12 protein-coding genes and 1 pseudogene are annotated in these 12,186 nt (G+C 36.5%); 4 read left to right on the forward strand and 9 right to left on the reverse strand.

Annotated features, from left to right (window positions below; genetic code table 11):
* From ACESM9_RS11300 to ACESM9_RS11320, 5 genes are all read right to left on the reverse strand, one after another.
* A partial coding sequence (locus ACESM9_RS11300) for a glycine-rich domain-containing protein (RefSeq protein WP_372998461.1) occupies positions 1 to 1,317 on the reverse strand: 1,317 nt, incomplete at its 3' end.
* Between the two features lie 453 nt (positions 1,318 to 1,770).
* Positions 1,771 to 2,139, reverse strand: a complete 369-nt coding sequence (locus ACESM9_RS11305) for a hypothetical protein (RefSeq protein WP_372998464.1) — start codon at positions 2,137 to 2,139, stop codon at positions 1,771 to 1,773.
* 23 nt (positions 2,140 to 2,162) lie between these two features.
* The gene (locus ACESM9_RS11310; protein ID WP_372998467.1) at positions 2,163 to 2,651 is read right to left on the reverse strand and encodes a hypothetical protein; all 489 of its coding nucleotides are present in this window, start codon (positions 2,649 to 2,651) and stop codon (positions 2,163 to 2,165) included.
* Positions 2,652 to 2,975: 324 nt separating this feature from the next.
* Positions 2,976 to 3,578, reverse strand: coding sequence for a hypothetical protein (locus ACESM9_RS11315; RefSeq protein ID WP_372998470.1), 603 nt, complete (start codon positions 3,576 to 3,578; stop codon positions 2,976 to 2,978).
* A 13-nt stretch (positions 3,579 to 3,591) separates the two neighbouring features.
* Positions 3,592 to 4,122: a matrixin family metalloprotease gene (locus tag ACESM9_RS11320; protein ID WP_372998472.1), complete on the reverse strand. Its 531-nt coding sequence runs from the start codon at positions 4,120 to 4,122 to the stop codon at positions 3,592 to 3,594.
* A gap of 902 nt (positions 4,123 to 5,024) precedes the next feature.
* Here ACESM9_RS11320 and tnpA point away from each other — a divergent pair.
* Together tnpA and tnpB are read left to right on the forward strand one after the other, a co-directional pair.
* Positions 5,025 to 5,326: pseudogene (gene tnpA / locus ACESM9_RS11325) on the forward strand (IS66 family insertion sequence element accessory protein TnpA); the annotation flags it as partial.
* Between the two features lie 76 nt (positions 5,327 to 5,402).
* The gene (tnpB, locus tag ACESM9_RS11330; RefSeq protein ID WP_372998492.1) at positions 5,403 to 5,540 is read left to right on the forward strand and encodes an IS66 family insertion sequence element accessory protein TnpB; all 138 of its coding nucleotides are present in this window, start codon (positions 5,403 to 5,405) and stop codon (positions 5,538 to 5,540) included.
* Between the two features lie 196 nt (positions 5,541 to 5,736).
* Here tnpB and ACESM9_RS11335 read toward each other — a convergent pair whose 3' ends face one another.
* From ACESM9_RS11335 to ACESM9_RS11345, 3 genes are all read right to left on the reverse strand, one after another.
* Positions 5,737 to 7,020, reverse strand: a complete 1,284-nt coding sequence (locus tag ACESM9_RS11335; protein WP_372998475.1) for an amidase domain-containing protein — start codon at positions 7,018 to 7,020, stop codon at positions 5,737 to 5,739.
* Positions 7,021 to 7,116: 96 nt separating this feature from the next.
* The gene (locus ACESM9_RS11340; protein ID WP_372998478.1) at positions 7,117 to 7,980 is read right to left on the reverse strand and encodes a hypothetical protein; all 864 of its coding nucleotides are present in this window, start codon (positions 7,978 to 7,980) and stop codon (positions 7,117 to 7,119) included.
* Between the two features lie 236 nt (positions 7,981 to 8,216).
* On the reverse strand, positions 8,217 to 8,423 hold the full coding sequence (locus ACESM9_RS11345; protein WP_372998481.1) for a hypothetical protein: 207 nt from the start codon (positions 8,421 to 8,423) through the stop codon (positions 8,217 to 8,219).
* Positions 8,424 to 8,845: 422 nt separating this feature from the next.
* Here ACESM9_RS11345 and ACESM9_RS11350 point away from each other — a divergent pair, with 422 nt between their 5' ends.
* Positions 8,846 to 9,619 carry a radical SAM protein gene (locus ACESM9_RS11350; protein WP_372998484.1) on the forward strand — a complete coding sequence of 258 codons (774 nt, stop codon included), beginning with the start codon at positions 8,846 to 8,848 and terminating at the stop codon, positions 9,617 to 9,619.
* 14 nt (positions 9,620 to 9,633) lie between these two features.
* Complete coding sequence (locus ACESM9_RS11355) at positions 9,634 to 10,515, forward strand: tyrosine-type recombinase/integrase (RefSeq protein WP_372998486.1); 882 nt, start codon at positions 9,634 to 9,636, stop codon at positions 10,513 to 10,515.
* Here the strand turns inward: ACESM9_RS11355 and tcmP are convergent.
* Complete coding sequence (tcmP, locus tag ACESM9_RS11360) at positions 10,498 to 11,718, reverse strand: three-Cys-motif partner protein TcmP (protein WP_372998489.1); 1,221 nt, start codon at positions 11,716 to 11,718, stop codon at positions 10,498 to 10,500. The genes ACESM9_RS11355 and tcmP overlap by 18 nt on opposite strands.
* Positions 11,719 to 12,186 lie beyond the last annotated feature (468 nt).

The following is a 12,186-nucleotide window of genomic DNA, read 5'->3' on the forward strand; positions in this document are numbered from 1 at the left end:
TGATGAGATATGTCCCACCGCATCTTTTGCCTCGAACTTGGCTGTGTATTGGGTATTGGGAGTTAGTCCTGTAAAAGTTTGTGATGCAACAGAGGTCCAGGCAACAACAGGCTTTGTTGAAAGGGTGTATTGGTATTTGTTTGTAGGGAGTCCTGCCATAGCATCTGTTGCTGAACCTGCTATTTTTATGCTGTTGGTTGTTGCGGTTACTGTTACTGTCCCCAGCACCGGTGCTGTTCTGTCTATTTTGAAGGGTATGGATACCGTTGTAGAGGCTAATCCTTGATTATCCACCGCCCACACATTTAATGTATGTGCACCTTCTGCAAGATTAGCAGCATTAATACTGGTTGTTGTAAAGCTGCCGCTTGTTGTGACTGTTCCGCTTACAGTCTGGGTTGTGCCTCCGTCTATGTTGTATTTGGTAGTTATTATGTCTCCTGTATTCGGATCCGATACTGTACCGGTAAGTGATATTGTGTTATATCCTGATACCTCACTATATATGCTGTTTGCTGTGGGTGTTGTGACGCTAAGTGTTGGGTTTACATTGGCCAACCAGCGAACTATAACTACTCCGGACCCCCCAGTGTCACCCCTGCGATATGTACCGCCCGTGACTCCTCCACCGGATCCGCCGCCGCCAGTGTTCGGATTACCTCCACCTCCAAGTCCATCTGAACCTATACCATATCCCGAAGTACTTCCTACACCTCCCCCACCGCCGCCACCACCATAATAATTATCATCGACTCCTTTTGTTCCATCTTGGCCGTTATAACCTCTATAACTGGTGGAACCATTACCACCTGCAGCTCCTCCTGTACCGCCACGAGATCCTGAAGCATTGTTACCACGAGCTGCTGTAATTGTGTCAAACTTAGATGAGCTACCACCTGAGCCTACAGTGATTGATTTTGTGCTCATGGGAGTAACTGTTAAATTATACTGATTCACTACATAACCGCCGCCGCCACCGCCGCCAATATAATCATCGTCTCCATAATCAGTTCCAGAAGCACCTGACCCACCACCGCCAACAATGGTTACATCAATACTTGTTATGTTTGAAGGAACTATAAATGTACCAGAACTTTTAAATACTTGGATTACATAATCTTTACCCCCAATATTTTTTATGTATGTTGGCTCTCCATTGTAATCAGCCTTAACCTCACTTATCCCGAACTGTACAAAATGTTTATTAGCCGAAGAACCCATACCTGTCCAATCTATACTTGTACCAAATACCAAGATAAAGCATAAAACAACACTTACTACTCTTCTCTGAATATTTTTTATTCTACCTGCAACCATTTTTATCCCCCTTTATATTTGTATTTTCTTTATTTTAATCTTTAATATTACAGCAAAATTACATTTTTAGGAATAGTCCCTATATAAACGGCTATTAATAGTACACAAATATCCAACCTTATAAGTTTTCAAACTGTCTATCATCCCCCAAAAAAACAATAGGAGTAATCAGGCGGTACCCAATTACTCCTATATCTCTCTACTCCCCTGCCTACTTAGCAGGCTGTATATAAATCAAATTATACGTATTGCCGGTGATGTCAATGTCAGCTATCGTATAGCTGACCGAATGGCCACCCTTCCATGCTGTGATTGTCATGCTGTATGGGGCTCTCTTCCTTACATCCTCCCAATCTACTGTACTAGGCGCCAGGGGGAGTATATACTCCCATGAAACTCTATTGTTTATCACTTCCGGATTAAGCGTAACAGTGGTGTCCTGGGGGAAGCTGACTACATACCCCAGCTGCTCATAATAGCTATATACGTTTCCCATAGGGCGGTAAAATTCATAGCTTCCAGCTCCGGACTGAAGCGTATTACGACCTTGTCAGCTCCACCAATTATATCCGCTGTGATGCGAACCTTCTCCAAGCTTAAGAAACGGTGCGGTTCATTGGTAAGCTGCTTGCCGAACATGTCTATTTGCCCTCTCCAGTGGTTCCAGTACCCGCTTATTCCGGCATTCTTTATCTCCAGGGCATACTTGACCTCAATATCTCTTGTAAACATGCTTGTAATATTGTATGTACTACTGGTGCCTCCATCTGACCACATCCCGTTGCCGTTCATAACTCTTAGGTATATGTGATATTTTCCCACACCATTGCTGCTGTAGTCCGTCTTTACATTGATATCGTAGCCACTTGCACCGGAATTGCTGTTGGTACACTGCCATCAGCGTTAAGCTTTTTCACTATCCAATGCCAATGTGCAAGTCCGGAGGTTCCTGTAGCTGCCGAAGTATCCTTTAGCTTTAGCTTTTCGGTAGGTTCTTTAACATTTTTTTCGATAGTAAAGCTTGCCCTCGGAGGGCTGTCCACTTCAAAGTTCATGCTGTAATATTTGCTTAGGTCTGCAGGAGGTGTAGTAGAGTCAGTACCTCCGTCAGACCATAGGCCATTGCTGTCCTTTACTCTCAGATATATCCGGTATTTGCCTGTGCCATTACTGTTGTAGTTCGTCTTTACATTGATGTCATATCCGGACATGCTGCCTGTACCGGCATTGCTGTTTGTAAACTGAGCATTTTGTATATTACCCGAAGGTATGCTGCCGTCGAAGTTTAGCTTCTTGAGATTAGGTGCCAGCCTGTTAACTACTTTACCACACAATTTTCCCGAATAAAGAAGAAACCTAAGCTTTTGACTTAGGTCTCATTCAAATCTTTTAATTAGTTAACAAGTTAATAGGCTGGCACGTAACCTTGCGATGCGGCAGAGTTCACTTTAAGTTACAACCAGCATTCTTGCTTGCCCTGACTAATTTGCTGATACGTTATCCTACCGCTTGGCACCCCGCATTTCTGCGACGCACTGGTATTTGCTATCCGGCTCCTTGGCGACTACCGGAACCGGATTTTCACCGGCTAGCACGGTCCAGCTTTGCGGGACACACAGTTAAAAGGCTGGCACCTTACTATTCCATGTTAATATATTTTAATTATCTTTTAATTTTATCTTCAAATTGTTAAGATTAAGTTCTTTTCCTGCATTAAAACTCTTCATCACCTCATGTTTATTTGTCTTAACAAATAAGTCATTATCGCTAAGTACAAAATTATATGGTTCTAACGCAGGATAATAATAGCCAGAATTCTCGTCATAATCTAAAAACAATATGTTACTTTCATTTTCATCTGGTTCTATGTACTCCTCATCAATCACATCGCCGTGTGCATATGGGAGATTAATTAGTATTTCCTTTTTGTCATCTAAAATACCTTTTAAACAATCATCTACTATAAACTCATATACCTTACCTTCTATATAATAATCTGGGTCTTCCTCTTTAATATTATCTGGGTTTCTGGCCATATTCCATGATGTGACAAATTTACCGAAACGCCCAGAAACAACATAAGTAGAGTTTTCTATCAAATCACTAACTTCATATGCGGTAGGATAATATAACTCAACGTTTTCCTGTATTTCACCAGCACTAATTTTATTGTCAGTAGTATTAGCAACTAAATTAATAGTAATTATTGTTACTAAAACTATACAAGATATCATAACTAATACACTGTATCTTTTTTTCAATTTAATCCCTCCTTTAGTTATATATCGCTTTCATTCCAGCTATATCGTCGCTGTTTGGTTCTGTAAAACATGGTATAGTTATTACCTTCATAACTGATCCTGATACACTACTATGACCAAGTCCAAAAGCATGTCCTAGTTCATGTGCCGCAGCTGATGGTGCAACAGTATCCGTAGTAAAATTTGTATTTCCTACATTAATCATAGCCGAAAATTGTATCATATCTGAACCAGACCTTTGGATATTACAATATCCAAACTCATTAGACGAACTTACAGAATAGGTATTAAATGTATTTACAGAATCAGCTTCATAGACAAACACTGCGTAAGACTGATAATAGTTCCAATTATCTCTAGCTGTTTCAAATGCCTCTCTCGCCACACTTCCAGGAGTTGTAACTCTATTACCCCATTTAAACGATACCCAACCATCTGTATATTTCCAATTTGATGAACCTAAGGTATACGCATATGCCACACTAGATGTACATATCAGTATAACAGTTACAATAAGAATAAGAGATATTTTTTTAGCTTTCATCTTTCTCCTCCTTTTACTGCAGTTCTACATAATTAGATATGTTTATTTTCTGCAGTTTCATATTACTTTTGTATTAACTTATGTACTTTTAATGTATATCCTCCTTTCAATTTAATATTAAAAACTCACTTGTAACCGAGGCAAACGCAGAGGTTCCGACTTCTTAGGAGAACATAAGTAGAACTATGAATACGTGGATTATCAGAGAATTTTATGGACTTTGATGAGCACCAAGTTGAATCATTAACATAGATAAAACGTTTCTGTATTATAATATTTATAACTTATAGATTCTTAGAATTATACAGATTATCCAACGGGAAACTATTGAATAGAAATCATTGGAATTACTATATGGTATTTCCAACTATACCAGACTGAATTTACTTAGTTTGCATACTCTTGCGCAGTTGAAGGATAATCCTAGATTCTATAATTTTATAAATTAGGGATTGCTTTCTAAATGTTTCCTTTTTACTGCATAGGTCTAATTTTCATATAGTTGCTACCATACATATCTTAACATAAACAAGCATATATTCCCTTATTTTTATATTTATGGTCAATATTGTTATATGATTAATTGACATACTACCTTTTATTTATATATCTGATATATTTATATAAATATCAACTTCCTTATAATCTCAGTCACAATACCTTTACTCTCAGCAAACAGTTAGGAATAAGACTTTTAGGATAGGTCTCAATCACAAGGTTATCCAACAACAATTCATATCTATTTAGCATATTCTCAATCGATACAGCATAAGCGTCTAATAAGTCAGTGTATAGAATCTTACCTAGGCATATGAGATAATGCTCTAAGTTAAAGTTTGTAGAGTTTTTCGACTAAACTAGAGAAACTCCAAAGGAGGTTTAGAGTAGAATACTAGTGAAGCCGCAGCAGCGGCCAAACTGTTTCTTCATGGTGTGCAGAGCACAACATCAATCCTAAAAGTTCCTACTATTGGTTAAGACATGTACGAGAGGCTGCCTGTAATGCTCTCCAATCTCTCAGTGAAGGAAATGGCACCATCGTACCGGTGAACTTTCCAGTTGAGGCTGTCACAGCAGCGCCAAAAAGCAGGAAGCATCACCTAGCATCCTTATACGTTTTGGCTCTGTAACGCTTGAGCTTTACAACAACACATCTGCAGCATTGATTGAGAACACCATAAGGGCACTACAAAATGTTCGGTGATATCTCAAGGGCAGAACAAATATATATTGCCTGTGGATATACCGATATGCAGAAATCCATCGATGGCCTTGCTGCCATCGTCCAGCAGAACTTTCAACTGAATCCTTTTCAAAACAGCCTGTTTCTCTTCTGTGGTAGGCGACGGGATCGGATGAAAGCACTCTATTGGGAGGGGGATGGATTTCTCCTCCTTTACAAGCGATTAGAAAATTGAAGTCAGGCTGTTTTTGTAAAGATAACTGGTTATTAATCGCTTACCTTTTTCAGAGGTTTCCCTGGCACTAAACTATTAGAGATTATTATGTCAACTATCTAATTTGTCTTTTACAACAAAACAGTAAAGGGCAGGTATATTAACCCGCCCATTGAATGACACTTATGCAACCAGCTTAAAAGCTCATATGTTTCAATTACTGAAGATTTCCTCCTATTGCTTCTGTGTACAAGGTATTACCAGAAGCACCCGCTATAGTAGTAAGAAGTACGTTATTATGGTCACTGGAATGAGCTGAAACATATATCTGATCTCTTGTTCTGCTACCATAGGTACTTCCAGACTTAAAGCCAGTAATAACCATAGCATGCCTAATACCATTAGTATCCCACTTTACATGTATAACATCTCCTAAATTAGAATATGCCACTCCATTATATTCATACCCATAAGGACCAACAGCATAACCACCTGCGGCTAGATAGTTCTTAAATCCATTACAACTAGTCCAACTCCAATTAGTAGGTGTACCATATTGACTACTTGTATGATACCACGATCTGGAGCCGGATAGACCATTATCGAGCATAGGAAACGCTTTCCCATTGATTGCAGTACTATCTGTAGCCACACCACCGAAGCCTGCCCATACACACTGAGATGCAAAATTTTGGCAATCAGTTTCATTGGTAGCGTTATAATACCAAAAGTTTTTATTTCTGGTACTATAGCTAGCATACTTTTTAGCATAACTTACTGCTGATGAACGAGTATATGGAGTATCTATAAAACCTAATAATACAGCATTCTCAACCTGTTTTTTTACAGATGCTTTCTTAGCTTCAATGCTTTCTATTGTTTCTACTTCATCCATAGATGGAGAATTAAGTAGTGCTTCAATATTTATTCCATAGTCTAAATGTGCTATATCGAAAGCATCATTAGAGTTAATATTTATTACAATCCATTTGCTTTTAATTTTTTCTAATGATACAGTATACTCAGTTCCTACAAAACTTGGATCATCACAGTCTTCCATTTGGTACTCATAAGCCACATATACTTTAACCTCTGCTTGCTCTTTATTAATATTTATATCAAGAAACTCTATATCATATTTATCCCATAAAATCTTTATCTTAGCTTGTTCTTTAATAGCAATATCCAATTTTGCTTTATCTATAAAATATTTAAGATTTTTTGACAGTTCATTGGAATTATCAAAGAATATACTCAAATTGTATTCTATATTATTTCTGTAGCTTTCAATTTTAAGAGTAAAAAGGTTTTCAACAATTTTTTGGATCTTTTCTTCATCCTTCATTTCTTCATTATCATAAATGGCACGAAGGTCATTTTCAAATTTTTCTTGGATATTATTATCAGATTTGCTATTACTTACTCCAAACACTGGCAAAATCGAAGCTAATATAAGGCACAACACAATTGATATTGAAAGGGCTTTTCTATAATTTATCATCTTTTGTCCCTCCATTACTTTTTTAGGGTGTACACCTTATGAACAATATAGCATAATTGTAAATTATTGTAAACACCATTGTTGTACACTTCATATCTAGTAGTTCATATCCCCAATCTCTTTCCGAAAGCTCAATATTGCAACTGGCAGTCCATATTCAGACAATCGTAGCTCACTCAAATGATAGTACTTCGCCAGCTTTTTTAAATGAATTGATATAACACAGGAAGGTTTTTCTTCAAGAACCTCTACAGATGCAATAAATTGGTTCTCATACGCTGTTTTAAGCTTTTGATTCAGTGCCTTGACGTCAATCTCTGTATTATGGAATTTAATAAGAAATTCACTTTTCTCTTCAATATAAGTGGTCATCATATAGGGCAAAGGCAAAGTCCAGGCCATGTTCATGGGATTATCTGGATCAGCAGCTTCAAACAATAGCTCAATTCCGGTCAATGTAACTCTTATGTCTGATACTCTAGCTTCCGATTTTCCACCAAATGCAACAGACTCTTCAATCCTGAAATACTTATCTATCTTTCTAGCAAAAAAATCATCTACAGAGTCGATTTGTTCTTTTTTTCTTTCACATAATATCAGAAAAGGAGGGCCAGAATAGCCACTGGGAATATGGAAACCGTCAGATATGAAAAGCAAGCTGTTTTCGTCCTGAATTATCTTTAACCTTGCATTAGTATCCCATACCGGCAGCAAGTCTCTGTCTCCTGTCTCTGTGTTGAACCAATCATAATATGTTGCGCTATCCTTTTTATACTCCACAAGCATATGTTTTTTATACGGAACTGCCTTTACAAAAGTGCCATTAACATCCTCTTTGTATATTTTTTGTATATCCTCAAGGGAAAGTACACTTATCTCTCTTTTGTCCGTACCTGCTCTGCAACAGACAAGCAAGATGCATAACAATAAAATGCTGCAAAGAACTATTTTTCTACTCATATATTCACCATTCCTTTAAGTTTTTAACAACTTCATATATCAATACAGTTATTATAATTTAGTTTTATGTCTATTATCAACATTTATGTATTTATCTGGGTAACGCAATGACGGGCACGACGTTTAGACGGTTATTGAGTAACGGTAAAGACTTATGATAAATAAACTCACTATCCACGTGGAGTATGTTGCCTTGATGTTGACATACTGATTCTAATTCTATAAAAAAAGAGCTATTATTCTAGCTCTCCGAAATCAACAATTTTATATTTAATCTCTTTATTTTCTAATTCCTTCTTCAACAACTCCAGACTTTCTATATCTCCATGTCTTATGGAATGTACTATAATTACACACTTCTTTACATGCTGCAGTTTTTCTTGCTCTAAAAGCCGGTTAATACTACCAGCCTGTAGGTATGGGTTTTGAGGATTTAGGTTCAATATTCAGTTCTCGCCTTGAGTGAATACTGGACATGGAGCAAAAATCAACTCATAGGAAGCACCTACTCCTTCTTGATTATTTTCAAAAACAAGTGTAAATCTCATACACTACTTCCCCCTTTTTAATTATGCAGATTCCAGAATATCCTGCTGGCAATTCTATAAGCATATGGACACTTTGATGTCCAACAGGAAACAGCTCTTACCCATGACTGTAGGATAAAACTCAAGTCCTGGTAAGCTTTATCTTTATTTCAATTTTATCACACATTTTCAGGCTTTGAAATTATTTATTAAGTGTCTATATAATATAAATTATATAGACACTTATTGCAGTCAATGGTATAATTTTACTAAGAATTGATTATAATATCAGACAAAAAACTGTCTATATAATATCGATTTCTTAAGGAGGGTTCTGAATGAATGTAATAGACCGAAAATCCTTACTTTATAAAACTGATGTAGAGTATGGAGATTATACTATCAACCATGTAGAAGGTTGCTCACACGGATGCCTTTATCCCTGCTATGCTATGATGCTAAAAAAACGATTTGGTGTAATAAAGGATTATGCTGACTGGCTGGAGCCCAAAATTGTAGGTAATGCACTGGCGTTACTTGAAAAGGAGATCCCAAAGTATAAGAGCAAGATAAAACACGTTCATTTATGTTTTACTACCGATCCATTTATGTACAACTATAAGGAAATTTGCGATCTTAGTATAGCAATAATAAAAAGGTTAAATGAATCCGAGATAAAATGCACAGCCTTGACAAAAGGTGTACTTCCGGAAGAACTTATGCATCTCGGCAATCAAAATGAGTACGGCATAACTCTTATATCACTTAAGGAAGAATTCAGAAAGGAATACGAACCCTATGCAGCTCCGTATTTCGAAAGAATTAACAGCCTATACAAATTGCATAAAGCTGGCATAAAGACATGGGTAAGTATTGAACCATATCCGACTCCAAACATAGTTGACCAGAATTTCAGCGAAATACTGAATGCTATAGACTTCGTAGACAAGATTATTTATGGACGCTTGAACTACAACTCACAAGTAACAAAATACCCTGGCTATAAAGAGTTCTTTAATGAATTAAGCAATGAAGTAATAGAGTTTTGTAAGAAGAACAATAAGGAATACCATATTAAAGAAGGTACAATTACTGTATGTAAAGCAATCTAAGCAAAGGTGATAGTATGTTAGATAAATATAGACATTTTCTCTTTCAGAATAATAAAAAAGAAAATACAATAAAAGCTTACTCAAATAACGTAAACAAATTTCTTAACTGGCTTAATGAAAGATATGGCGAGTCTACTCAATCTGCAATTACTGCATTGGATTTGAGAGAATACCAGAGCTATTTACTAAACATAAAAAAGTATTCCGCAGCCGGAATACTTCAGCGAATGAACTCAGTTGTATCTTACTGTAACTACCTTTATTCGGAAAATCATCTGCCCATTGATGTTGCCAAAGACTTCAAATTCATAAAGGTTCAAGGCTTACGGTCAGCTCCTGAAATTATAAGTACTAATGAAATGAATAAATACAGGCGCGAGGTCCATAAGGCAGCAAAAAAAAGAGATATCGCCATTGTAGAGCTTCTTCTGAACACCGGCATCAGAGCCTCTGAGCTAATTTCACTGGAGATTGATGACATAGAATTGAGTGATAGGAAAGGCATGCTTATTGTGCGAGACGGCAAAGGAGGCAAGTACAGAAACATACCCCTGAATTCCGATGTGAGAAAAGCTCTCAACGAATACCTTGAATCCATACCAGTGGATATGCATCATACATCAAAACTCTGGATCGGACAAAGAGGCTCTCTGGCACAGGACGGCCTAAACAAGCTACTTAAGCGATATGCAGCAAGATGTGGACTTACTGATAAAATTCACCCTCATATGTTCAGGCATTATTTCGCAACAAAGCTTGTCCGGGACAGAAAAGAAGATTTAGTCCTGGTTGCTTATTTACTTGGCTATTCAGATATCAACACAACAAAAATCTACGTTCAGCCAAATTTGGATTATGTAGCTGATGCGCTGGAGAATCTATATATTGGTGCTTAAGTTACTGAACAGGTTAAAAGGCACACCATCTTTTAAATCCACCTTAATATCATAAAGAGTATAATCCAGGGAAGTAGCTTTTCTTCCCTTTTCTGTATGCTCAGGAATTCTGAGTATGTTTATTTCTTTGTCTTCCATTTTTCTTAATACATCTTTATAATCTTTCTCCCTAAATGAGATACCATGCTTCTCAATCATATGTACTATTAAGGCTTTCAGCGATATTGGCTTATCCTGCTCCTTTAAAAAGCTTATAATTTCCTCTTCAATAGAGACGCTTTCTAAGGTGTCCAACTCTGGAAAATAATCAAAGAGTGAGATTTGTCCACAATCATCCTTTTTACTTATCTCTTTCCAAACGCCGTTCATGTTATCCGTCATTAGTATAAGTCCATCATCTTTATTTGTGGCAAATATCATCCTATATTTAGGTATATTCTTAGCCCTGGCTTTTATAGGCACATCAATAACATACTTGAATATCTGTTTTATTCGTTTTTTATATTCAGTAGCAAACATTTCCTCTGCCTGATGCATGCTGATTAGGCTATTCTTATAGTCATATATGATATCCTGCCAGTACTCACCGTTTGCGATACTATTCATATTATCAATATCATTTGTCAGATCAATTTCAAAGTCATCATCACTATCGAAGTCCTTAAGCACGCTATCGTATTTCAAAATTCTGCATGCCTCTCTCAAAAATCCAAAGGTATTAAAGTTAATGAGCATCTCCAAAGTATTGAACCTTTTACACTGCAAGCTCTTAAACCTATTAAAATCCAGGCTTTTTATCCCATATGGATCAATATAAATAAATAGATTGTTTGAGGCATCAAGGGCAAGGATCTCCTCCAGATTATCTTCAAAAGTTCCGCCCCATACCTTACAGTTTTTATATTGCTTGAGATTGTCCTGAAGCTCATATATATATTTCTTTTCTATAAAAATCCCACTAATGCTTTTATTGAAGTTATTCTCCTTTTCCAGATACTTTTTGATGTTCTCCGCAATTATTATAGGCGATCCAACGTGCCCATCATTAAATCTGCCTTTACCAGCAAAACAATCAATGAATATCAGTGGCTTTTTTGTAGTCAGTATTTTACTGGTATATGGAACAAGATAACAGCTTATCAACCTATCCTTTAAAAATGACCATCCTTTCTTTTTTTCAAAGAAATCAGATGTACATCCCAAAACTATCCCCCCTGATAGTTCATATTTTAATATGAAATTGACCGCACTATAGAAGATACTAATTCTTACTATTCTTTTCTAACATATTTAACAAAAATATACATATACCCAAATATAATCACCGCATTAATTATACTTCTATACCAAGGACCAATAAATAGCAATAATATAGTTATAATTAGATATCCAATAATTAAGAACCATTTCGTATAGTCAAGTCTTAATTTCTTTGAAAGAACTAAGTCAATGGTAGTAGATGATGTAATAAAAAGAAAAAAGAAAGCAACAACATTAAAATAATATAGTATTTTTCTCTTAACATCCACTTCCTTCATAATAGATCCAAAAAAGAACAGCAGAAAAATCAAGCTGTTTTTTGCAAGTACTTTTTCCCCACTTTTGCAACTTCTTTTTCCCCACCACTGGGGTGGGGAATTTTCGAAGCATTGCAGGCGGCATTATCGCCTT

The organism is Lutispora sp. (assembly GCF_041687175.1).
In the GTDB taxonomy this organism is placed as follows: domain Bacteria; phylum Bacillota; class Clostridia; order Lutisporales; family Lutisporaceae; genus Lutispora.

Bases quoted from the DNA above. Each gene is read 5' to 3' on its own strand.
- ACESM9_RS11320 (WP_372998472.1), bottom strand. From the start codon at position 4,122: ATGAAAGCTAAAAAAATATCTCTTATTCTTATTGTAACTGTTATACTG.
- ACESM9_RS11335 (WP_372998475.1), bottom strand. From the start codon at position 7,020: ATGATAAATTATAGAAAAGCCCTTTCAATATCAATTGTGTTGTGCCTT.
- ACESM9_RS11340 (WP_372998478.1), bottom strand. From the start codon at position 7,980: ATGAGTAGAAAAATAGTTCTTTGCAGCATTTTATTGTTATGCATCTTG.
- ACESM9_RS11350 (WP_372998484.1), top strand. From the start codon at position 8,846: ATGAATGTAATAGACCGAAAATCCTTACTTTATAAAACTGATGTAGAG.
- ACESM9_RS11355 (WP_372998486.1), top strand. From the start codon at position 9,634: ATGTTAGATAAATATAGACATTTTCTCTTTCAGAATAATAAAAAAGAA.